General features: G+C 53.3%; 15 protein-coding genes, 4 tRNA genes, 3 rRNA genes and 1 riboswitch. Of the genes, 18 read left to right on the forward strand and 4 right to left on the reverse strand.

Annotated elements, in window-relative coordinates:
* Window positions 1-355: 355 nt before the first annotated feature.
* The gene (oxyR, locus tag P9J57_RS00985) at window positions 356-1,273 is read left to right on the forward strand and encodes a DNA-binding transcriptional regulator OxyR (protein WP_015699323.1); all 918 of its coding nucleotides are present in this window, start codon (window positions 356-358) and stop codon (window positions 1,271-1,273) included.
* On the opposite strand, the gene sthA is transcribed toward oxyR, so the two are convergent.
* Window positions 1,256-2,656 (reverse strand): Si-specific NAD(P)(+) transhydrogenase, encoded by a 1,401-nt coding sequence (gene sthA, locus P9J57_RS00990; RefSeq protein ID WP_013027675.1) that lies wholly within the window; start codon window positions 2,654-2,656, stop codon window positions 1,256-1,258. The two genes, oxyR and sthA, sit on opposite strands and share 18 nt — an antisense overlap.
* 193 nt (window positions 2,657-2,849) lie before the next feature.
* Here sthA and fabR point away from each other — a divergent pair, with 193 nt between their 5' ends.
* Both fabR and P9J57_RS01000 read left to right on the forward strand, forming a co-directional pair.
* The gene (fabR, locus tag P9J57_RS00995) at window positions 2,850-3,497 is read left to right on the forward strand and encodes an HTH-type transcriptional repressor FabR (RefSeq protein WP_013027674.1); all 648 of its coding nucleotides are present in this window, start codon (window positions 2,850-2,852) and stop codon (window positions 3,495-3,497) included.
* 14 nt (window positions 3,498-3,511) lie between these two features.
* Window positions 3,512-3,865: a YijD family membrane protein gene (locus P9J57_RS01000; protein ID WP_014604773.1), complete on the forward strand. Its 354-nt coding sequence runs from the start codon at window positions 3,512-3,514 to the stop codon at window positions 3,863-3,865.
* A 32-nt stretch (window positions 3,866-3,897) separates the two neighbouring features.
* Here P9J57_RS01000 and trmA read toward each other — a convergent pair whose 3' ends face one another.
* Window positions 3,898-5,001 carry a tRNA (uridine(54)-C5)-methyltransferase TrmA gene (gene trmA, locus P9J57_RS01005; protein ID WP_013027672.1) on the reverse strand — a complete coding sequence of 368 codons (1,104 nt, stop codon included), beginning with the start codon at window positions 4,999-5,001 and terminating at the stop codon, window positions 3,898-3,900.
* A 121-nt stretch (window positions 5,002-5,122) separates the two neighbouring features.
* Window positions 5,123-5,305, forward strand: a riboswitch (cobalamin riboswitch).
* Window positions 5,306-5,371: 66 nt separating this feature from the next.
* On the opposite strand from trmA, the gene btuB reads away from it, so the two are divergent.
* The 9 genes from btuB (at window position 5,372) to P9J57_RS01050 (ending at window position 14,185) form a co-directional block, all read left to right on the forward strand.
* Entirely contained in the window at window positions 5,372-7,228 is a 1,857-nt protein-coding gene (btuB, locus tag P9J57_RS01010; RefSeq protein ID WP_072139123.1) for a TonB-dependent vitamin B12 receptor BtuB, read from the forward strand.
* Window positions 7,173-8,024 (forward strand): glutamate racemase, encoded by an 852-nt coding sequence (gene murI / locus P9J57_RS01015; protein ID WP_072139122.1) that lies wholly within the window; start codon window positions 7,173-7,175, stop codon window positions 8,022-8,024. Before btuB ends, murI begins: the two co-directional genes overlap by 56 nt.
* Before the next feature lie 398 nt (window positions 8,025-8,422).
* Window positions 8,423-9,964 (forward strand): 16S ribosomal RNA (locus P9J57_RS01020).
* Between the two features lie 73 nt (window positions 9,965-10,037).
* A tRNA-Ile gene (locus tag P9J57_RS01025) sits at window positions 10,038-10,114 on the forward strand.
* 142 nt (window positions 10,115-10,256) lie between these two features.
* Window positions 10,257-10,332 (forward strand) — tRNA-Ala (locus tag P9J57_RS01030).
* Between the two features lie 207 nt (window positions 10,333-10,539).
* Window positions 10,540-13,445: ribosomal RNA gene (locus P9J57_RS01035) — 23S ribosomal RNA — on the forward strand.
* A gap of 228 nt (window positions 13,446-13,673) precedes the next feature.
* Window positions 13,674-13,789, forward strand: a 5S ribosomal RNA gene (gene rrf, locus P9J57_RS01040).
* Together the 16S, 23S and 5S rRNA genes with 4 tRNA genes alongside form the textbook arrangement of a ribosomal RNA operon.
* A 235-nt stretch (window positions 13,790-14,024) precedes the next feature.
* Window positions 14,025-14,101 (forward strand) — tRNA-Asp (locus P9J57_RS01045).
* 8 nt (window positions 14,102-14,109) lie between these two features.
* Window positions 14,110-14,185 (forward strand) — tRNA-Trp (locus P9J57_RS01050).
* 112 nt (window positions 14,186-14,297) lie between these two features.
* Here P9J57_RS01050 and hdfR read toward each other — a convergent pair.
* Window positions 14,298-15,122, reverse strand: coding sequence for an HTH-type transcriptional regulator HdfR (hdfR, locus tag P9J57_RS01055; protein WP_013027669.1), 825 nt, complete (start codon window positions 15,120-15,122; stop codon window positions 14,298-14,300).
* A gap of 121 nt (window positions 15,123-15,243) precedes the next feature.
* Between hdfR and P9J57_RS01060 the strand changes: the two genes are divergently transcribed.
* Complete coding sequence (locus P9J57_RS01060; protein WP_006121163.1) at window positions 15,244-15,582, forward strand: MaoP family protein; 339 nt, start codon at window positions 15,244-15,246, stop codon at window positions 15,580-15,582.
* Window positions 15,583-15,605: 23 nt separating this feature from the next.
* On the opposite strand, the gene P9J57_RS01065 is transcribed toward P9J57_RS01060, so the two are convergent.
* Window positions 15,606-17,126: a YifB family Mg chelatase-like AAA ATPase gene (locus tag P9J57_RS01065; RefSeq protein ID WP_483279368.1), complete on the reverse strand. Its 1,521-nt coding sequence runs from the start codon at window positions 17,124-17,126 to the stop codon at window positions 15,606-15,608.
* A gap of 331 nt (window positions 17,127-17,457) precedes the next feature.
* Here P9J57_RS01065 and ilvL point away from each other — a divergent pair, with 331 nt between their 5' ends.
* From ilvL to ilvD, 5 genes are all read left to right on the forward strand, one after another.
* Window positions 17,458-17,556: an ilv operon leader peptide gene (gene ilvL / locus P9J57_RS01070; RefSeq protein WP_071785161.1), complete on the forward strand. Its 99-nt coding sequence runs from the start codon at window positions 17,458-17,460 to the stop codon at window positions 17,554-17,556.
* A 150-nt stretch (window positions 17,557-17,706) separates the two neighbouring features.
* Window positions 17,707-19,353 (forward strand): acetolactate synthase 2 catalytic subunit, encoded by a 1,647-nt coding sequence (ilvG, locus tag P9J57_RS01075; protein ID WP_483279369.1) that lies wholly within the window; start codon window positions 17,707-17,709, stop codon window positions 19,351-19,353.
* Window positions 19,350-19,607 carry an acetolactate synthase 2 small subunit gene (ilvM, locus tag P9J57_RS01080; protein WP_013027665.1) on the forward strand — a complete coding sequence of 86 codons (258 nt, stop codon included), beginning with the start codon at window positions 19,350-19,352 and terminating at the stop codon, window positions 19,605-19,607. Before ilvG ends, ilvM begins: the two co-directional genes overlap by 4 nt.
* An 18-nt stretch (window positions 19,608-19,625) precedes the next feature.
* Window positions 19,626-20,555 (forward strand): branched-chain amino acid transaminase, encoded by a 930-nt coding sequence (locus P9J57_RS01085; protein WP_014604777.1) that lies wholly within the window; start codon window positions 19,626-19,628, stop codon window positions 20,553-20,555.
* A 59-nt stretch (window positions 20,556-20,614) separates the two neighbouring features.
* Window positions 20,615-22,465, forward strand: coding sequence for a dihydroxy-acid dehydratase (gene ilvD / locus P9J57_RS01090; protein WP_014604778.1), 1,851 nt, complete (start codon window positions 20,615-20,617; stop codon window positions 22,463-22,465).
* Window position 22,466 lies beyond the last annotated feature (1 nt).

Genomic DNA, 22,466 nt, shown 5'->3' on the forward strand with positions numbered 1-22,466 from the left:
ACGGCAGGCAAAAAAAAGCGGGCATCAGATGCCCGCCAACCTCTAGCTTCAGAAACTACTTTTATTTTAGGCACATCATCAGAGCCGCGGCGCTCCCGGCCGATGCTCAGATTCGTAACGTTTACCCTCTACGCGTTTTAGGGAAGCCTGACAGCGCTTCTCGTCTTTTTTTTGGCGAAGGGCTCACGACTGTTGAAAACAGGGAGAACACCGTTTTCAACGTTCAGAAAACATTTCCCTGGGTGGCAATGAATCTGAATTGATGTGGGCATTATTCCCATCCGCTCTTGATAGGGCCAATCGTTGGTTGCTATTCTATCTATCGCCACGAGCTATCGTGGAATGGAGGGTAATAATGAATATCCGTGATCTTGAATATCTGGTTTCGCTTGCTGAACATCGTCATTTCCGACGTGCAGCGGATGCCTGCCATGTCAGTCAGCCCACGTTGAGCGGACAGATCCGTAAATTAGAAGACGAATTAGGTGTCATGCTGCTGGAGCGTACCAGCCGCAAAGTGCTGTTTACTCAGGCCGGCCTGTTGCTGGTCGACCAGGCGCGTACCGTTCTGCGTGAAGTCAAAGTGCTGAAAGAGATGGCCAGTCAGCAAGGCGAAGCGATGTCAGGGCCACTGCATATTGGGCTTATCCCCACGACCGGCCCTTATTTGCTGCCGCAGATCATTCCAATGCTGCATCAGACCTTTCCAAAGCTGGAAATGTATCTGCATGAAGCGCAGACGCAGCAACTGCTGGCGCAGCTCGACAGCGGCAAACTGGACTGTGCGATTCTGGCGTTGGTGAAAGAAAGCGAAGCCTTTATCGAGGTCCCGCTGTTTGATGAGCCGATGAAGCTGGCCGTCTATGAAGATCACCCATGGCGCGATCGTGACCGCGTGCCGATGTCCGATCTGGCGGGCGAGAAGCTGCTAATGCTGGAAGACGGTCATTGCCTGCGCGATCAGGCGATGGGCTTTTGCTTTGAAGCAGGTGCAGACGAAGATACGCATTTCCGCGCGACCAGCCTGGAAACCTTGCGCAATATGGTTGCGGCGGGAAGCGGGATCACGTTACTGCCTGCACTGGCCGTACCGGATCAGCGTATTCGTGACGGCGTTTGTTATCTCCCGTGCTACAAACCGGTCCCCCAACGCACTATCGCACTGGTATACCGTCCCGGTTCACCCCTGCGCAGTCGTTATGAACAACTGGCAGAGGCAATCCGAACGCACATGCAAGGCTATTTCGATACGACGTTAAAACAGGCGGTTTAAGCCGTTTAACGCCGCAACACGATAGGCTTCGGCCATGGTGGGATAGTTAAAGGTGGTATTCACAAAGTACTCGATTGTGTTGCCACCATTTTTTTGCTCCATAATCGCCTGACCGATATGGATGATCTCCGCCGCGCGCTCGCCAAAACAATGAATGCCTAAAATTTCTTTGGTTTCGCGATGGAACAGGATCTTCAGGCTACCCACATTCATTCCAACGATTTGCGCACGCGCCAGATGTTTGAACTGAGCACGACCCACTTCGTATGGCACTTTCATTGCCGTCAGTTGCTGCTCGGTTTTCCCCACAGAACTGATTTCCGGAATGGTATAGATCCCGGTTGGGATGTCTTCTATCAGATGCGCTGAGGCTTCACCTTTCATAATGGCCTGCGCGGCAATACGGCCCTGATCGTAAGCAGCGGATGCCAGACTTGGATAACCAATCACGTCGCCCACCGCATAAATGTGCGGCTGAGCTGTCTGATACATGCTGTTCACTTTCAGCAGGCCACGTCCGTCTGCTTCCAGACCAACATTTTCCAGCGACAGCGAATCAGTGTTACCGGTACGACCATTCGCATACAGAAGGCAATCCGCTTTTACTTTCTTGCCGGATTTAAGGTGCATGATCACGCCGTCATCTACGCCTTCAATTTTCTCGAACTCTTCATTGTGACGAATCACCACGCCGCTGTTCCAGAAGTGATAGGACAGCGAGTCGGACATCTCCTGGTCAAGAAATGCCAGCAGCCGGTCACGGGTGTTAATCAAATCAACTTTGACGTTAAGTCCACGGAAAATAGAAGCATATTCACAGCCAATGACACCGGCGCCGTAAATGATCACGTGGCCAGGTTCATGGTGCAGGTTGAGAATAGAATCGGAGTCGTAAATGCGTGGATGGGTAAAGTCGACATCGTGGGGATGATAAGGGCGTGAACCGCAGGCGATGATAAACTTCTCGGCGGTTAGTTTTTCGCGCGTACCGTCATGATGCTCTACCTCGACCGTGTTGGCATCAACAAAATGGGCATCGCCCTGAAAGAGTTCGCAGCGGTTACGCTCGTAAAAACCCTGACGCATCGCCGTTTGCTGGTTGATCACGCTTTCCGTGTGATTAAGGATATCGGCAAAGGATGAACGAAGCAGTCGGGTGTGGTCGCTGTAAAGGGGATTTTGATTGAACTCGATGATGCGGCTAACAGCGTGACGGAGGGCTTTTGAAGGGATGGTTCCCCAGTGAGTACAGCCGCCGCCGATGTTGTGATAGCGTTCGATAACCGCGATGCGTGCGCCTTGCTTGACCAGTCCCATCGCCGCACCTTCGCCGCCGGGTCCTGAACCAATCACTATAACATCGTAATCGTAAGACTTTTGCATACCGATACGTCCTATTATTTATACATTTTTACAACGAGATTCTAACATCTCACCGCGCACTTCTGAATTCTAACAGCGATTTTCATCACGTTTTGCCTTTCAGTGATGTTTAACAAGCCGTCACAAAGTTTGCCCGACTGTACGCTGAATATTTTGTTATAGTGCTGTTTCAGAACCTCACAAGGCAGAGAGAATGGGTGTCAGAGCGCAACAAAAAGAACGTACACGGCGTACACTCATCGAAGCTGCATTCAGTCAGCTCAGCGCCGAACGCAGTTTTGCCAGCCTGAGCCTGCGTGAAGTTGCCAGGGAAGCCGGCATTGCGCCCACGTCTTTTTATCGGCATTTCAAAGATGTTGATGAGTTAGGTCTGACGATGGTTGACGAAAGTGGACTGATGTTGCGCCAGCTGATGCGCCAGGCACGCCAGCGTATCGCAAAAGGTGGCAGCATTATTAAAACCTCTATCGCCACATTCATGGAGTTCATCGAGAATAACCCCAATGCGTTTCGCTTGTTATTGCGCGAACGTTCAGGGACTTCTGCGGCCTTTCGCGCTGCTGTTGCACGTGAAATTCAACATTTTATTGCTGAACTGGCTGACTATCTTGAGGTCGAAAATCGCATGCCGCGCAGCTTCACCGAAGCGCAGGCTGAAGCGATGGTGACGATTGTTTTTAGCGCGGGTGCTGAAGCGCTGGACATTGATATCGAGCAGCGACGTAAGCTGGAAGATCGTCTGGTATTACAGTTACGCATGATCGCCAAAGGCGCTTATTACTGGTATCGCCGGGAACAAGAACGCCTGGCGGTAACCCTGGATAAACCTGAAGAGATATGAATAAGGACCCTGCCATGACCCACCCAAGCTCCCGTGATAAAGGCACGATGTTGCTGGCTTTTATTACCGGCCTTGCTATGAACGGCTCATTCTCCGTGCTGTTTAGTGCTTTTGTTCCTTTTTCTATTTTTCCACTGATTGCGTTGGGGCTGTCGGCCTGGTGCCTGCATCAGCGTTATCTGAACAAAAACATGCCGGATGGCGTTCCCGGCCTTGCTGCCGCCTTTTTCCTGCTGGGCATTTTGGTTTACAGCGCGCTGGTCAGGGCAGAGTACCCGGATATTGGCTCTAATTTCATCCCGACCATTTTGATGGTTGGGCTGGTGTTCTGGATTGCCCTGCGTTACAAGCGAAACCGCAATCGGTAATTAAAAACGGGAACCTTCAGGTTCCCGTTTTTTTACGCTTTACGCGTCAGCAGCACGCCGCATTCCATATGGTGGGTGTACGGGAACTGGTCAAACAGCGCCAGCCGCGTGACGTCGTGGGTTTGCGCCAGTATCCGCAGATTGTCGCACAGGGTTTGCGGATTGCAGGAAATATAGAGAATGGCAGGATAAGCCTGCACCATCTTAACGGTTTCCTCATCCAGCCCGCTGCGCGGCGGATCGACAAAGATCGTCTCGCAGTCATAACTCTTCAGATCGATCCCTTCCAGCCGGTTAAAGCTGCGCACGCCATTCATCGCCTGCGTAAACTCTTCGGCCGCCATGCGAATAATCTGCACGTTATCAACCTGGTTGGCGGCAATATTGTACTGCGCTGACGCTACGGAAGGTTTGGCGATTTCTGTTGCCAGTACCCGGCGGAAATTTCGGGCCAGCGCCAGCGAGAAGTTGCCATTACCACAGTAGAGCTCCAGCAGATCGCCGCGAGAACCCGTGGTGACGTCCAGTGCCCATTCCAGCATTTGAATGTTCATGGCGGCGTTAGGCTGCGTAAAGCTGTTTTCTACCTGACGGTAAATCATCTCTTTACCGGCCACCGGCAAACGCTCATCGACATAATCCCGATCAAGGCAGATTTTGGTCTTGGTCGCTCGGCCAATCAGCTGGACATCAATACCTTCGGCCCGCAATTGATCGCGTAACGTGCTGGCGGCCTGCTGCCATTCCTCATCCAGTTTGCGGTGGTAGAGCAGCGAAATCACGATCTGATGACTCATCGTGGACAGGTAGTCGATCTGAAACAGCTTGTGGCGCAGCAGACGATTGTCCCGAATGGCCGCCATCATTTTTGGCATGACCTGATTGATTAACTCACTGGCCGCAGGAAACTGATCGACGCGTATGCGCTGTTTCGTCTCCTGATCGAAGATAATGTGGTAGAGGTCATCACCCTCGTGCCAGATGCGGAATTCTGCTCGCATGCGGTAGTGACTGACGGGTGAACGAAACACCTCCACGGCGGGCGCAGCGAATGGCGTCATCATCGTTTCTAACCGACTGACTTTTTCCGCCAGCTGCGCGTCATACTGTTCAACAGGGAGATGTTCGGGTGTCATGTTTAATCCTGGTTAAGAGCTTACTTGCCGGGCGATTGTAGGCATTCACCTGCCGATGTCCAGTCTTGTACGCTGGCGCAGAAAGACGACGTGCGGAAGTCTGGACTTGCTCATGCGCTCTTCGTAGACTGCTGGCACCGGCCTCAGCCTTGAGTTAATAGGGAATCCAGTGTGAATCTGGAGCTGACGCGCAGCGGTAAGGAATGTCAGGGTGATTGCAATTGCAGACACTGTCCTGCGGGATGGGAAGTCATCACCTGCTATGATTCCCAGCCCGAAGACCTGCCGGTGTGACGTCGCCACTCTTACAGTCATCGCGTGCTATCGATTGTATGCCTGCGGCATCCTTTTTCTTTTGGATGCGATAAAAATGAGTAAAACAAAAGCCTCGCTGTTTGCCTTCAGCGCAACGGCGATTTCCCTCTGGGCGCAAAATGGCTTTGCGCAGGGTAATGATGATACGCAAATCGTGACCGCCAATCGTTTTCAACAGCCAGTGTCGTCGGTGCTGGCCCCGACGACCGTGGTTACGCGTGAAGAGATTGATCGCTGGCAGTCCAAAAGCCTCATTGATGTCATGCGGCGTTTGCCGGGGGTGGATATTGCTCAAAACGGTGGGCTGGGTCAATTAAGCTCCATGTTTATTCGTGGAACCAATTCCAGCCATGTTCTTGTACTGATCGACGGTATTCGTCTTAACCAGGCTGGGATTTCGGGTTCTTCCGATCTCAGCCAGATCCCGCTGTCGCTGGTGCAACGAATCGAATACATCCGGGGTGCACGTTCGGCGGTTTATGGTTCAGATGCCATCGGCGGCGTCGTGAATATTATTACGGGCCGCGATAAGCCCGGCACCACGCTGACCGCAGGTGTGGGTTCTAACGGCTATCAGGCATACGATGGGTCCACCCAGCAGCGGCTGGGTGAGGCGACCACAGCCACTCTGGCGGGGAATTATACCTATACCAAAGGGTATGATGTGGTGGCTAACCTGCCTGATGCCTTTAGCGCGGCCCAGCCCGACCGTGATGGTTTTATGAGTAAAACCCTCTTTGGCACGGTGGAGCACCGATTTAACGATCAATTTAGTGGTTTTGTCCGTGGCTATGGTTTTGACAACCGCACTGCCTACGATGGACAGCAGGTATCTTTCGATCCCAATGCGTTTGTTGATACTCGCCAACTCTACAGTCAAAGCTGGGATAGCGGCTTGCGCTTCAATCAGGGCATCTATTCAACGCAGTTGGTGGCCAGTTACAGCCATACCAAAGACATTAACTACAGCCCTCAACTGGGGCGATATGACAGTACCGCGACCTTTGATGACATTGAGCAGTATAACGTGCAATGGGGCAACACATTGCAAGCAGAGCACGGCACCTTCAGCGGCGGCGTCGACTGGCAAAAAGAGGCGACTCAGCCTGGTACAAACTTCCTGAGTGAGGGCTACGAACAGCGCAACACCGGCCTTTACGCGACGACCCAACAAAAATTTGGCGATGTGACGTTGGAAGGCGCACTTCGTGGGGATGACAATAGCCAGTTTGGCTGGCATACCACATGGCAGACAGCCGCAGCCTGGGAATTTGTAGAAGGTTATCGTGTCTTTGCCAACTATGGCACGGCATTTAACGCCCCTAATTTTGGACAGCTATACAGTGGCTTTGGCGGTAACCCGGATCTCAACCCAGAGAAAAGCAAACAATGGGAAGGGGGTTTTGAAGGCCTGACAGGCCCGGTTAACTGGCGAGTGTCGGGATACCGCAATGATATTGATGATTTGATCTCCTATACCAATAATCGCTATTACAATGTCAACCAGGCCCGGATAAAAGGCGTTGAAACAACGGCATCTTTTGATACTGGCGTGCTCTCTCATTCATTATCTTTTGACTATCTTGATGCTCGCGATGCGACGACAAATCAATGGCTGGCTCGTCGGGCAAAAGAACAGTTTAAATATCAGCTGGATTTAACGCTGTATGATTTCGACTGGTCAGTGAGTTATCAGTATCTTGGCCAGCGTTACGACACCAATTTCAACACGCTTGAAACGGTAAAGCTGGGCGGTGTCAGCCTGTGGGATCTCGCCGTATCGTATCCGGTCACATCACATCTGACCGTTCGTGGTAGAATCGCCAACCTGTTCGATAAAGATTACGAGACAGCGTATGGCTATCAGACTCCAGGAAGAGAGTATTACCTCAGCGGAAGCTACAGCTTCTGACCTGCGCCCGACTGTGCTGGTGTTTGACTCCGGCGTAGGAGGGCTTTCTGTCTATGATGAGGTTCGGCAACTTCTGCCGGACCTGCACTATCTTTATGCGTTCGACAACGCGGGCTTTCCCTACGGAGAGAAAACCGAGACCTTTATTGTCGAGCGCGTCGTGGCGATTGTTGATGCCATTACCCGCCGTCATCCCATTTCCCTGGTCATCATCGCCTGCAATACCGCCAGCACCGTGACACTGCCCGCATTACGTGAGCGATTTGCCTTTCCTGTCGTCGGCGTAGTGCCTGCGATTAAACCTGCTGCGCGTCTAACGCGTAACGGTGTGGTCGGGCTGCTTGCAACGCGCGCGACGGTTCGTCGCTCGTATACGCATGAGCTGGTGTCGCAGTTTGCCAAAACCTGCAAGATTGAAATGTTGGGTTCAGCCGAACTGGTTGAGCTGGCTGAGGCCAAACTCCATGGCAAAGAGGTGTCGATAGATGAAATCAGGCGCATTGTACAACCCTGGTTACGTATGGCGGAGCCGCCGGACACAGTGGTGTTAGGCTGTACGCACTTTCCTTTACTGCGCGATGAGCTGCAGCAGATCCTGCCGGAAGGGACGCGTTTAATTGATTCTGGGGCAGCCATAGCCAGACGAACGGCCTGGCTACTGGAAAATGAAGCCCCTGAAGTCCGATCGTCACTGCAAAACGTGGCGTTTTGTACCGAGCTGGATGGCGAAGCGGTGCAATTGTCACCGGTTTTGCAGCGTTATGGCTTCCCATTGCTTGAAAAACTGGCGCTTTAGAAGGTTTTCGTTGAAAAAAACAGCACTCGGAAAATTTATTGAAATTAGCCCTTGTCAGCCGAAAAGAACTCCCTATAATGCGCCTCCACTGACACGGCACAACGGAATACGAAGCGCCGGGTTAAGTAAGGTTCAGAACGATTCGAACCGGTCAGTTAAGCAAAAATAAGTGCTTGACTGATAAAGCGGAAAGCGTAATATATGCAGCCCGCGCCACAGAGAAGTGTGGCACTGCTCTTTAACAATTTATCAGACAATCTGTGTGGGCACTCGCAGGATTGATATCAGCGTCTCCGGACGTAAAAAATATCAAAGCCTCACGAGTGAACACATAATGAAATTCATTATGACGTTTTACAGATGAGCACCGCTTAACTTGTTTAAGCAAATCAAACTTTAAATTGAAGAGTTTGATCATGGCTCAGATTGAACGCTGGCGGCAGGCCTAACACATGCAAGTCGGACGGTAGCACAGAGGAGCTTGCTCCTCGGGTGACGAGTGGCGGACGGGTGAGTAATGTCTGGGGATCTGCCCGATAGAGGGGGATAACCACTGGAAACGGTGGCTAATACCGCATAACGTCGCAAGACCAAAGAGGGGGACCTTCGGGCCTCTCACTATCGGATGAACCCAGATGGGATTAGCTAGTAGGCGGGGTAACGGCCCACCTAGGCGACGATCCCTAGCTGGTCTGAGAGGATGACCAGCCACACTGGAACTGAGACACGGTCCAGACTCCTACGGGAGGCAGCAGTGGGGAATATTGCACAATGGGCGCAAGCCTGATGCAGCCATGCCGCGTGTATGAAGAAGGCCTTCGGGTTGTAAAGTACTTTCAGCGGGGAGGAAGGCGATGTGGTTAATAACCGCATTGATTGACGTTACCCGCAGAAGAAGCACCGGCTAACTCCGTGCCAGCAGCCGCGGTAATACGGAGGGTGCAAGCGTTAATCGGAATTACTGGGCGTAAAGCGCACGCAGGCGGTCTGTTAAGTCAGATGTGAAATCCCCGGGCTTAACCTGGGAACTGCATTTGAAACTGGCAGGCTTGAGTCTCGTAGAGGGGGGTAGAATTCCAGGTGTAGCGGTGAAATGCGTAGAGATCTGGAGGAATACCGGTGGCGAAGGCGGCCCCCTGGACGAAGACTGACGCTCAGGTGCGAAAGCGTGGGGAGCAAACAGGATTAGATACCCTGGTAGTCCACGCCGTAAACGATGTCGACTTGGAGGTTGTTCCCTTGAGGAGTGGCTTCCGGAGCTAACGCGTTAAGTCGACCGCCTGGGGAGTACGGCCGCAAGGTTAAAACTCAAATGAATTGACGGGGGCCCGCACAAGCGGTGGAGCATGTGGTTTAATTCGATGCAACGCGAAGAACCTTACCTACTCTTGACATCCACGGAATTTGGCAGAGATGCCTTAGTGCCTTCGGGAACCGTGAGACAGGTGCTGCATGGCTGTCGTCAGCTCGTGTTGTGAAATGTTGGGTTAAGTCCCGCAACGAGCGCAACCCTTATCCTTTGTTGCCAGCGATTCGGTCGGGAACTCAAAGGAGACTGCCGGTGATAAACCGGAGGAAGGTGGGGATGACGTCAAGTCATCATGGCCCTTACGAGTAGGGCTACACACGTGCTACAATGGCGCATACAAAGAGAAGCGACCTCGCGAGAGCAAGCGGACCTCATAAAGTGCGTCGTAGTCCGGATCGGAGTCTGCAACTCGACTCCGTGAAGTCGGAATCGCTAGTAATCGTGGATCAGAATGCCACGGTGAATACGTTCCCGGGCCTTGTACACACCGCCCGTCACACCATGGGAGTGGGTTGCAAAAGAAGTAGGTAGCTTAACCTTCGGGAGGGCGCTTACCACTTTGTGATTCATGACTGGGGTGAAGTCGTAACAAGGTAACCGTAGGGGAACCTGCGGTTGGATCACCTCCTTACCTGAAGATACCTTCCCGCGAAGTGCTCACACAGATTGTCTGATAGAAAGTCACGAGCAGAAAAAACCTCTACAGGCTTGTAGCTCAGGTGGTTAGAGCGCACCCCTGATAAGGGTGAGGTCGGTGGTTCAAGTCCACTCAGGCCTACCAACTTCGCACTCATGCTGCGTTATGTCTCCGGCTCGCATAGTTCACTATGCTTCGCGGACACACGCCTTGCCTGAGCACGAAGTGCACTTCTCACGAAGTGTACTCGGTTGAGTGGTAGTAGTGGTCTCTGCAGTAACTGTATGGGGCTATAGCTCAGCTGGGAGAGCGCCTGCCTTGCACGCAGGAGGTCAGCGGTTCGATCCCGCTTAGCTCCACCATACTCACTACTGTATTTTTTCTGAAAATACTTCAGAGCGTACCGGCAACGGTGTGCTGCGAAGTATTCTGCTCTTTAACAATCCGGAACAAGCTGAAAATTTGAAACGACGCATTGTCGTGTTCCTCCGTAATAAGGAACACAGCACAATGTGTTCGAGTCTCTCAAAAGCTCACGACACGCAGCGTAAAACGCCTGTGGGTTGTGAGGTTAAGCGACTAAGCGTACACGGTGGATGCCCTGGCAGTCAGAGGCGATGAAGGGCGTGCTAATCTGCGATAAGCGCCGGTAAGGTGATATGAACCGCTACAACCGGCGATACCCGAATGGGGAAACCCAGTGTGACTCGTCACACTATCATGCAGTGAATACATAGCTGTATGAGGCGAACCGGGGGAACTGAAACATCTAAGTACCCCGAGGAAAAGAAATCAACCGAGATTCCCCCAGTAGCGGCGAGCGAACGGGGAGGAGCCCAGAACCATCATCAGCTTGTGCATCAGTGGAAGCGTCTGGAAAGTCGCAGGGTACAGGGTGATACTCCCGTACACAAAGGTGCACAGGTTGTGAGTTCGATGAGTAAGGCGGGACACGTGGTATCCTGTCTGAATATGGGGGGACCATCCTCCAAGGCTAAATACTCCTGACTGACCGATAGTGAACCAGTACCGTGAGGGAAAGGCGAAAAGAACCCCGGCGAGGGGAGTGAAACAGAACCTGAAACCGTGTACGTACAAGCAGTGGGAGCCTCTTTATGGGGTGACTGCGTACCTTTTGTATAATGGGTCAGCGACTTATATTCTGTAGCAAGGTTAACCGCATAGGGGAGCCGCAGGGAAACCGAGTCTTAACTGGGCGTTAAGTTGCAGGGTATAGACCCGAAACCCGGTGATCTAGCCATGGGCAGGTTGAAGGTTGGGTAACACTAACTGGAGGACCGAACCGACTAATGTTGAAAAATTAGCGGATGACCTGTGGCTGGGGGTGAAAGGCCAATCAAACCGGGAGATAGCTGGTTCTCCCCGAAAGCTATTTAGGTAGCGCCTCGTGAACTCATCTCCGGGGGTAGAGCACTGTTTCGGCTAGGGGGCCATCCCGGCTTACCAACCCGATGCAAACTGCGAATACCGGAGAATGTTATCACGGGAGACACACGGCGGGTGCTAACGTCCGTCGTGAAGAGGGAAACAACCCAGACCGCCAGCTAAGGTCCCAAAGTCATGGTTAAGTGGGAAACGATGTGGGAAGGCCCAGACAGCCAGGATGTTGGCTTAGAAGCAGCCATCATTTAAAGAAAGCGTAATAGCTCACTGGTCGAGTCGGCCTGCGCGGAAGATGTAACGGGGCTAAACCATGCACCGAAGCTGCGGCAGCGACGCTTATGCGTTGTTGGGTAGGGGAGCGTTCTGTAAGCCGTCGAAGGTGTGCTGTGAGGCATGCTGGAGGTATCAGAAGTGCGAATGCTGACATAAGTAACGATAAACAAGGTGAAAAACCTTGTCGCCGGAAGACCAAGGGTTCCTGTTCAACGTTAATCGGAGCAGGGTGAGTCGACCCCTAAGGCGAGGCCGAAAGGCGTAGTCGATGGGAAACAGGTTAATATTCCTGTACTTGGTGTTACTGCGAAGGGGGGACGGAGAAGGCTATATCGGCCGGGCGACGGTTGTCCCGGTTTAAGCGTGTAGGTGTGTGTTCCAGGCAAATCCGGTTCACTTTACACTGAGGCGTGACGACGAGGCACTACGGTGCTGAAGTGATAAATGCCCTGCTTCCAGGAAAAGCCTCTAAGCATCAGGTAACACAAAATCGTACCCCAAACCGACACAGGTGGTCAGGTAGAGAATACCAAGGCGCTTGAGAGAACTCGGGTGAAGGAACTAGGCAAAATGGTGCCGTAACTTCGGGAGAAGGCACGCTGGCGCGTAGGTGAAGGGACTTGCTCCCGGAGCCGAAGCCAGTCGAAGATACCAGCTGGCTGCAACTGTTTATTAAAAACACAGCACTGTGCAAACACGAAAGTGGACGTATACGGTGTGACGCCTGCCCGGTGCCGGAAGGTTAATTGATGGGGTTATCCGCAAGGAGAAGCTCTTGATCGAAGCCCCGGTAAACGGCGGCCGTAACTATAACGGTCCTAAGGTAGCGAAATTCCTTGTCGGGTAAGTTCCGACCTGCACGAATGGCGTAATGATGGCCAGGCTGTCTCCACCCGAGACTCAGTGAAATTGAAATCGCTGTGAAGATGCAGTGTACCCGCGGCAAGACGGAAAGACCCCGTGAACCTTTACTACAGCTTGACACTGAACACTGAGCCTTGATGTGTAGGATAGGTGGGAGGCTTTGAAGCGTGGACGCCAGTCTGCGTGGAGCCGGCCTTGAAATACCACCCTTTAATGTTTGGTGTTCTAACGTAGGCCCGTAATCCGGGCTGCGGACAGTGTCTGGTGGGTAGTTTGACTGGGGCGGTCTCCTCCCAAAGCGTAACGGAGGAGCACGAAGGTTGGCTAATCCTGGTCGGACATCAGGAGGTTAGTGCAATGGCATAAGCCAGCTTGACTGCGAGAGTGACGGCTCGAGCAGGTGCGAAAGCAGGTCATAGTGATCCGGTGGTTCTGAATGGAAGGGCCATCGCTCAACGGATAAAAGGTACTCCGGGGATAACAGGCTGATACCGCCCAAGAGTTCATATCGACGGCGGTGTTTGGCACCTCGATGTCGGCTCATCACATCCTGGGGCTGAAGTAGGTCCCAAGGGTACGGCTGTTCGCCGTTTAAAGTGGTACGCGAGCTGGGTTTAGAACGTCGTGAGACAGTTCGGTCCCTATCTGCCGTGGGCGCTGGAGAATTGAGGGGGGTTGCTCCTAGTACGAGAGGACCGGAGTGAACGCACCGCTGGTGTCCGGGTTGTCACGCCAGTGGCACTGCCCGGTAGCTAAGTGCGGAAAAGATAAGTGCTGAAAGCATCTAAGCACGAAACTTGCCCCGAGATGAGTTCTCCCTGAGCCTTTAAGGCTCCTGAAGGGACGTTGAAGACGACGACGTTGATAGGCCGGGTGTGTAAGCGCAGCGATGCGTTGAGCTTACCGGTACTAATGACCCGTGAGGCTTAACCTTACAACGCCAGAGGCGTTTTGGTTGAGAGACGATTGAATTTTCAGCATTGTTTACCGGATAAAGAATTTAGTTCTGTTCTGCGGACGTGAGTCCGAAGGATTTTGCGCTGAGTGCAAGGCGGCAACCGAGACGGGGTGAAGGAGCATACTGAGGTATGTGACTGAGCGGCGCGAGGGAAGCCAGCGCGGCAGCAGCGTGAAAGACGCAGGACGGAGCACAAAGAATTTGCCTGGCGGCTGTAGCGCGGTGGTCCCACCTGACCCCATGCCGAACTCAGAAGTGAAACGCCGTAGCGCCGATGGTAGTGTGGGGTCTCCCCATGCGAGAGTAGGGAACTGCCAGGCATCAAATTGAAGGACCTGCACGTAACCTCGGGCAGTTCACTACTCAGTAGAGTAGGACAAAAGCGAACGCTTTTGAACGCTGCGAAGCAGCGGCCCGAAGGGTGAATCACAGCGTGATTCATAAACTGCCAGGCATCAAATTAAGACCAGTACGCTGGTCATGACCTTACCGGTGACGCGGAAGGGCGATATACCTGATATCAGAACGTTTTTCTGACGTCAGTACAGAATCGGTGGAGCGGTAGTTCAGTTGGTTAGAATACCTGCCTGTCACGCAGGGGGTCGCGGGTTCGAGCCCCGTCCGTTCCGCCACCCTTTTTAGGGGCGTAGTTCAATTGGTAGAGCACCGGTCTCCAAAACCGGGTGTTGGGGGTTCGAGTCCCTCCGCCCCTGCCAGAAAGAGAAAAATCCTTTGCTTCGGCGAAGGATTTTTTTTTGCCTGCAGAAAAGTGAAAAAGAAAACCAGCCAGCAGATACTGGCCCAATCCTCTTTGACTTCCCCCTGTTTTTAATTAGGTACTACAGGAAACTTTAACAGCTGACGGATGTACGTTTGCTGATCGCTGTTTTGTAACCACACCGCATAAAGAGGGCGAACGGCTACAGAAGTATCAGGCATTACCATCAGATCGCTGTAAAGGCTTTGCCAGAAATCAGGTAGAAACGCACATGCACCTGTCGTGTGAAGCAACTCACGCGTCACCTGGGCGGATGTGGTTGTTAACACGGGCACATCGTCACCGCCAGAGAGATAGCTTTGATGCTGATGAAAGTCGGCTCCCCATTCCAGTTTTATATAATCATATTTTTCACGCTTGTCTGTCTGTCGTGAGCGAAACAGCGCCAGTGAAATATGACCGATCTGCTGACTGGTTAACTCATCCATCTTCGGCGCTTCAGTGGTGATTAATAAATCCAGCTGACGTTCGTGAAGCTGCTTAACCAGTAAATGGCGTTGTGCCACACGCGCTTCCAGATGGAGGCTCTCACGGTTCTCATAGAGCGTCTGAAGCCAGGGTGTTAAATACGCCTCCCATAACGAGGCACTGGCACCAATGGAGAGCTCGTGGTGCTGCTGCGTATGCGACACTTCTTTCTTGGCCATCAGCCACGTATTCATCAGGCTTTCCGCATAGGGCAGCAGCCGCTCACCTGCGGAGGTCAGACGGATATTGTTACGATGTCGGGTAAAAAGATTAACACCAAGCTGATTTTCTAACTGGCGGATGCGAAAACTGACAGCAGACTGCGTTAAGTAAAGTGCTTCTGCAGCGCGCCCGAAATGGCGAGTTCTGCTCACTTCCAGGAAAGTTTTCAGTAATTCCGTATCCACAGCGTTCTCCCAAAATTTGTTTGTCGTATAGATTTAAATGTTTTGTTTTACACTCTGTCAAGCCTATCTAATACTCCGCGCCATAAATAGCACGGCCATAAGAGAAACAGGAGCGTGTAACATGGCGGAAAGCTTCTCAACGGAAAATCGTTTCTTTGACAACAAACATTACCCACGCGGTTTTTCGCGACATGGTGACTTTACGATTAAAGAAGCACAGCTACTTGAACGTCACGGCGTAGCGTTTAATGAGCTGGACCTCGCCAAGCGTGAGCCAGCGACAGAAGAAGAGCGTCTGTTCATTGAGGTTTGTCGTGGCGTGCGTGAGCCACAAACGGAAGCAGAACGTGTATGGTCCAAATACATGACACGTATTAAGCGTCCTAAGCGTTTTCACACGCTGTCAGGCGGTAAACCACAGATGGATACCGTTGAAGACTACACCGAAAGCGACGATTAACGAGAAGGGGTGAAAGCCCCTTTTTACTGCAAGCTTTTGTGCAAATAGATCATCAGTCGGTCAATGCTTCGATAGCTTACGGCCTCCTGAAGATGATGACGTCCAATCACCTCTTCCCCCGCTAAATCGGCCACCGTGCGCGCCACTTTCAGGATACGTTGCCACGCCCTCACCGATAAGCCCAGCTGATTTAAAACAGACTCAAGCCACCGTGCATCCGACGGCGAAATCTGACACCACTGTAGTACATCTGAATTAGCCAACTGCGCATTAATCTTCCCTGAGCGCGCCATCTGTACCTGACGCGCGGCAAAAACGCGCTCACGCACTTCTGCAGAACTTTCCCCTGCCTGCCGTTGCTGACTCAGCATTCCCGCAGGAAGCAGCGGAACTTCCAGTGACAGATCAAAGCGATCCAGGAAAGGACCAGAAAGTTTACTGAGATAGCGTAAAACCTGCTGTGGCGACGTACGGTTATGTTGTCCCTGATAGTGTCCGGTTGGGCTGGGATTCATTGCTGCGATTAACTGAAAGCGTGCGGGATAAACGACGTTGGCCCTGGCCCGCGAAATGGCCACTTCGCCGGACTCAATGGGTTCACGTAACGCGTCCAGCACGCTGCGCTGAAACTCAGGCAGTTCGTCCAGAAACAGCACGCCGTTATGTGCCAGCGAGATTTCTCCGGGTCGTGGTAACGCACCGCCCCCGATAAGGGCATACAGCGAAGCGTTGTGATGAGGGGCTCTAAAAGGCCGCTTACGCCATCGCAGATGCAACGGAGATGTCTGGCTCAGGCTGGCGATGGCGGCGCACTCCAGGGCTTCCTGATCGCTTAACGGCGGCATGATACCGGGTAAGCGTGTGGCGAGCATGGTCTTACCGGTTCCCGGCGGACCGATCAGCAACAGATTATGTCCACCTGCAGCGGTAATCTCCAGGGCACGCCGTCCCTGCTCCTGACCCACAATATCGCGAAGATCTTCGGTAATGCCGTCATCATCTTTAACATGAGCGGTTGCGGTCGCTAACTCACACTTACCGTGCAAAAAGGCACAAATCTCGATCAAATGTGCGGCGACTAAAGTCGCGCCCTGACGTATCAATCCCACATCAGGCTGGTTTTCAGCAGAGAGCACCAGCTGCCGGCCGGCTCCTGTCGCAGCCAGTGCCGCCGGAATGGCGCCTTTAACGCCACACAGGCCACCGTTAAGCGCCAGCTCACCCAGAAACTCGTAGTGGTTGAGCCTGTCCGCAGGAAGCTGCTCAGAGGCCACCAGAATGGCGATAGCCATAGGCAAATCATAGCGGCCGCCTTCTTTGGGTAAATCTGCCGGGCCTAAGTTGATGGTGATACGTCGGGCAGGGAAGTCAAAACCGCTGTTGATAATGGCACTGCGTACGCGTTCACGCGCCTCTTTCACGGTCGTTTCAGGCAACCCTACCAACGTGAGGGCGGGCAATCCGTTACTGATATGCACTTCAATCGTCACCAGCGGCGCTTCAACACCGATGGCTGCCCGTGTCAGCACCTTTGACAATGACATAGCGGCCCCCAAATGCGGCCATTCTGTACGCGGAATTCAGGTGTAGCGAAGCCCAGAACAAGGAAATGTATGTCGCCCCGCAAACTTTTTATCTGCCATACATCGGGTTTCACATTTTGCAGAAGCAGAGTGTGAAATCGTCAAAATGCAATGAGCGGCCTTTTTTTTGTCCGGAACCCCGGATGATAAAATAATCTTTTAATAACAATTCGATAATGAATACGGTAAACCTGCGTGATTAAAAAACCTGATAAAAAATATTGTAATTAGAGAGGTAACTATGATAACTCTGTAGGCATTACTTCGAACGAGTCAAAGAATCGAATACGTTATGAAAGCCCTTCTACTAGTGATTAGCCTTGTCGTGATTAGCGTGGTGGTGATTATTAACCCACTGTGCGGGGCAACGCTTGGAGCAAGAAAGGCTTAAAAATCAAGCCAGAACTCTAAAAAACCCCCCGCACCGAAAGGTCCGGGGGTTTTTTTTTGACCTGGCAAAAACTTAGTAAATCTGCAAGGAACAAACAATGAACAGTAGCATAAAATTCTGTTGTTCCCCTCGGAATACAGGAGAATAGCGATGACAGGTGCACAATGGGTAGTTCAGGCTTTACGCGCACAGGGCGTTGATATCGTATTTGGCTATCCTGGTGGCGCGATCATGCCAGTATACGATGCGCTATACGACGGCGGCGTAGAACACCTGTTGTGCCGTCATGAGCAGGGCGCGGTAATGGCCGCAATCGGCTATGCCCGTTCAACCGGCAAAACCGGCGTTTGCATCGCAACCTCTGGCCCCGGCGCGACGAATCTGATCACCGGTCTTGCCGACGCCATGATGGACTCTGTTCCGGTCGTCGCCTTAACCGGGCAGGTCGCCTCTGCGTTCATCGGCACGGATGCATTCCAGGAAATCGATGTTCTTGGCCTGTCATTAGCCTGCACGAAACACAGCTTTATGGTTGAGTCTCTGGACGAGTTGCCTTCCGTCATGGCCGAAGCCTTCGCTATTGCCCAGTCAGGCCGCCCCGGTCCTGTATTAGTGGATATCCCGAAAGATATCCAGATGGCAAAAGGCGAGCCTTCGCCGCAGTTGATGCCGGTCGAAGAAGTGATGTCGATGCCGCACCAGGCCATTGTTGAAGCGCGCGCCATGATGGCTCAGGCTAAAAAGCCGATATTCTATGTGGGCGGCGGTGTAGGGATGGCGCAGGCCGTGCCGGCGCTGCGCGCGCTGATGCAGGAGACCGGCATCCCTGCTGTCGCCACGCTGAAAGGCCTGGGAAGTGTTGACGCCCACAGCGAAGGCTATCTGGGCATGCTGGGCATGCACGGTACTAAGGCCGCAAACCTTGCCGTGCAGTCCTGTGACCTGTTGATTGCCGTTGGCGCGCGTTTTGACGACCGCGTCACCGGTAAACTGGATACGTTTGCCCCGCTGGCCAGCGTGATTCATCTGGATGTTGATCCCGCAGAACTGAACAAGTTGCGCCGTGCGCATGTTTCACTGCAGGGCGATCTTAACCATGTCCTGCCAGCCTTGAGCCAGCCTTTACAGATTCAGACATGGCGTGACGAAGTCGCCGCCCTGAAAGCCCAGCATGCATGGCGCTACGATCATCCCGGCGAAGCGATCTATGCGCCGTTATTATTGAAACAACTGTCCGACCGCAAGCCTGCTAACACCGTGATCACGACCGACGTCGGCCAGCACCAGATGTGGGCGGCCCAGCATATCTCCTGTGACGCGCCTGAAGATTTCATCACCTCCAGCGGATTAGGCACCATGGGCTTTGGGCTGCCCGCGGCGATCGGTGCGCGGGTTGCGCGTCCCAACGATACGGTTATCTGCGTCTCGGGCGATGGCTCGATCATGATGAACATTCAGGAGCTGGGCACCATCAAGCGTGGCAAGCTGCCTGTAAAAATTCTGCTGCTGGACAACCAGCGTTTAGGCATGGTGCGCCAGTGGCAGCAACTGTTTTTTGATGGTCGCTACAGTGAAACCATCCTGACCGATAATCCCGACTTCCTTACGCTGGCCAGCGCGTTTGATATCCCTGGCCAGCGAATCACCCGTAAAGATCAGGTCGACGCCGCACTCGATGCTTTGCTGAGCAGTGAAGGACCTTACTTCCTGCATGTTTCAATCGATGAGCATGAAAACGTCTGGCCATTGGTACCGCCTGGTGCCAGCAACGCCAACATGATGGAGAAAACCGTATGAACCAGCATCAATTGTCTATCGAAGCGCGCTTTCGACCTGAAATATTGGAACGTATTTTACGTGTGGTACGCCATCGTGGTTTTCAGGTGTGTTCCATGAACATGGCCACCGTGGCTAACACTGAAAACATTAATATCGAAATGACCGTTGCCAGCCAGCGCTCTGTCGATTTACTGTCTTCCCAGCTAAGAAAACTGATGGATGTCGCCTGCGTCCAGACTCAACAACAGACATCACAACAAATACGCGCGTAGTCGCTATAGGAAATAATAATGAGCACGAAGAAAGCAGACTTTATTTGGTTCAACGGCGAAATGGTTAAGTGGGAAGAGGCAAAAGTCAGCGTGATGTCTCACGCTTTGCACTACGGCACATCGGTATTTGAAGGCGTTCGCTGCTATGACTCCCATAAAGGGCCGGTTGTATTCCGTCACCGTGAGCACATGCAGCGCCTGCACGATTCCGCCAAAATCTACCGTTTCCCAATCAAACACAGCGTTGATGAACTGATGGAAGCCTGCCGTGAAGTCATTCGCGTCAACAACCTGAAAAGCGCCTATATCCGCCCGCTGGCTTTCGTCGGTGATGTGGGACTGGGCGTGAACCCGCCGGATGGCTTTACGACCGACGTGATCATTGCGGCCTTCCCGTGGGGCGCTTATCTGGGTGCTGAAGCGCTGGAAAACGGTATTGATGCGATGGTTTCTTCATGGAACCGTGTTGCGCCCAATACGCTGCCAACCGCGGCGAAAGCAGGCGGCAACTACCTTTCCTCACTGTTAGTGGGCAGCGAAGCGCGCCGCCATGGTTATCAGGAAGGCATTGCACTGGACACCAATGGCCTGATCTCAGAAGGCGCAGGCGAAAACCTGTTTGAAGTGAAAGACGGTGTGCTGTTCACCCCGCCGTTTACCTCATCTGCACTGCCGGGCATCACCCGCGATGCCATTATTACGCTGGCGCGTGATATGGGCATCGAAGTACGTGAACAGACGCTGTCCCGTGAGTCGCTCTATCTGGCTGATGAAGTCTTTATGTCTGGCACCGCAGCTGAAATTACCCCAGTGCGTAGCGTTGACCGCATTCAGGTTGGCGCAGGCAAATGCGGCCCCGTTACCAAACGCGTTCAGCAGGCCTTCTTCGGCCTGTTCACCGGCGAGACTGAAGACAAATGGGGCTGGCTGGACCCGGTTAACGCATAACCAGACCTGCGCGGATGTCGCTGGATGTCCGCGAACTTATTTTCACTGGAGTAAAGAGCATGCCTAAGTACCGTTCCGCTACCACCACCCACGGCCGCAACATGGCCGGTGCCCGTGCCCTCTGGCGCGCAACAGGAATGACCGACGATGATTTCGGCAAACCGATTATCGCCGTCGTGAACTCCTTCACCCAGTTTGTGCCGGGCCACGTTCACCTGCGTGATCTGGGTAAGCTGGTTGCCGAGCAAATCGAAGCGGCTGGTGGCGTGGCCAAAGAGTTCAACACGATAGCGGTGGATGACGGTATTGCCATGGGCCATGGTGGCATGCTGTATTCTCTGCCTTCCCGGGAACTGATTGCTGACTCCGTCGAGTACATGGTGAATGCGCACTGTGCCGATGCCATGGTCTGCATCTCTAACTGCGACAAAATCACCCCCGGCATGTTGATGGCGTCACTGCGCCTTAACATTCCGGTTATCTTTGTGTCCGGCGGCCCGATGGAAGCCGGTAAAACCAAGCTCTCCGATCAGATCATCAAGCTGGATCTGGTGGATGCCATGATCCAGGGCGCTAACCCGAACGTCAGCGATGCCGACAGCGAGCAGATTGAACGCTCCGCCTGTCCGACCTGCGGCTCCTGTTCAGGCATGTTCACTGCAAACTCCATGAACTGCCTGACCGAAGCGCTGGGCCTGTCGCAACCGGGTAACGGTTCCCTGCTGGCCACTCACGCCGACCGTAAAGAACTGTTTATCAACGCCGGTAAGCGCATCGTGAGCCTGACCAAACGCTATTACGAGCAGGACGATGCCAACATGCTGCCGCGTAACATTGCCACTAAGGCAGCGTTTGAAAATGCCATGACGCTGGATATCGCCATGGGCGGCTCCACCAACACCGTGCTGCACTTGCTGGCTGCCGCGCAGGAAGGCGAGATCGACTTCAATATTTCTGATATCGATCGCCTGTCGCGCAAAGTGCCTCAGCTGTGCAAAGTCGCACCCAGTACCCCGAAATATCACATGGAAGATGTGCACCGCGCCGGTGGCGTGATCGGTATTCTCGGCGAGTTGGATCGTGCCGGACTGATTGACACCAGCGCACGCAACATCCTGCAGCAAAGCATGCGTGAAACGATCGATCAGTACGACATCATGCTGACCCAGGACCAGGCCGTGAAGGACATGTTCCGCGCGGGCCCGGCCGGTATCCGCACCACCCAGGCGTTCTCACAGAATTGCCGTTGGGATACGCTGGATGATGACCGTACTGAAGGCTGTATCCGTACGCGCGAAAACGCCTATTCTCAGGATGGCGGTCTGGCCGTGCTGTACGGCAACATCGCCGAAGATGGCTGTATCGTGAAAACGGCGGGCGTCGATAAAGAGATTCTGACCTTCAGCGGCCCGGCCAAAGTGTATGAAAGCCAGGATGACGCAGTAGAAGCCATCCTCGGTGGCAAAGTGGTGGCAGGTGACGTGGTTGTGATTCGCTACGAAGGGCCAAAAGGCGGACCGGGCATGCAGGAAATGCTGTATCCCACCACCTACCTGAAATCGATGGGGCTGGGTAAGAGCTGTGCCCTGATCACCGACGGTCGCTTCTCTGGCGGTACCTCTGGCCTCTCCATTGGTCATGCCTCACCCGAGGCAGCTAATGGCGGCACCATCGCGCTGGTTAAAGATGGCGATACCATTGAAATTGATATTCCTAACCGCGGCATCAAGCTGGCCGTGCCGGATAATGAACTGCACGCGCGCCGTGAAGAGCAGGAAGCACGTGGCGATGCCGCTTACACGCCGATGAACCGTCAGCGCGAAGTGTCGTTTGCCCTGCGCGCCTATGCATCGCTTGCCACCAGTGCCGACAAAGGTGCCGTGCGCGATAAGAGTAAGCTGGGAGGCTAAA

It is taken from the genome of Pantoea sp. nfd-35, from assembly GCF_056892255.1.

Bases quoted from the DNA above. Each gene is read 5' to 3' on its own strand.
- oxyR (WP_015699323.1), top strand. From the start codon at position 356: ATGAATATCCGTGATCTTGAATATCTGGTTTCGCTTGCTGAACATCGT.
- sthA (WP_013027675.1), bottom strand. From the start codon at position 2,656: ATGCAAAAGTCTTACGATTACGATGTTATAGTGATTGGTTCAGGACCC.
- fabR (WP_013027674.1), top strand. From the start codon at position 2,850: ATGGGTGTCAGAGCGCAACAAAAAGAACGTACACGGCGTACACTCATC.
- P9J57_RS01000 (WP_014604773.1), top strand. From the start codon at position 3,512: ATGACCCACCCAAGCTCCCGTGATAAAGGCACGATGTTGCTGGCTTTT.
- trmA (WP_013027672.1), bottom strand. From the start codon at position 5,001: ATGACACCCGAACATCTCCCTGTTGAACAGTATGACGCGCAGCTGGCG.
- btuB (WP_072139123.1), top strand. From the start codon at position 5,372: ATGAGTAAAACAAAAGCCTCGCTGTTTGCCTTCAGCGCAACGGCGATT.
- murI (WP_072139122.1), top strand. From the start codon at position 7,173: ATGGCTATCAGACTCCAGGAAGAGAGTATTACCTCAGCGGAAGCTACA.
- P9J57_RS01060 (WP_006121163.1), top strand. From the start codon at position 15,244: ATGGCGGAAAGCTTCTCAACGGAAAATCGTTTCTTTGACAACAAACAT.
- P9J57_RS01065 (WP_483279368.1), bottom strand. From the start codon at position 17,126: ATGTCATTGTCAAAGGTGCTGACACGGGCAGCCATCGGTGTTGAAGCG.
- ilvL (WP_071785161.1), top strand. From the start codon at position 17,458: ATGAAAGCCCTTCTACTAGTGATTAGCCTTGTCGTGATTAGCGTGGTG.
- ilvG (WP_483279369.1), top strand. From the start codon at position 17,707: ATGACAGGTGCACAATGGGTAGTTCAGGCTTTACGCGCACAGGGCGTT.
- ilvM (WP_013027665.1), top strand. From the start codon at position 19,350: ATGAACCAGCATCAATTGTCTATCGAAGCGCGCTTTCGACCTGAAATA.
- P9J57_RS01085 (WP_014604777.1), top strand. From the start codon at position 19,626: ATGAGCACGAAGAAAGCAGACTTTATTTGGTTCAACGGCGAAATGGTT.
- ilvD (WP_014604778.1), top strand. From the start codon at position 20,615: ATGCCTAAGTACCGTTCCGCTACCACCACCCACGGCCGCAACATGGCC.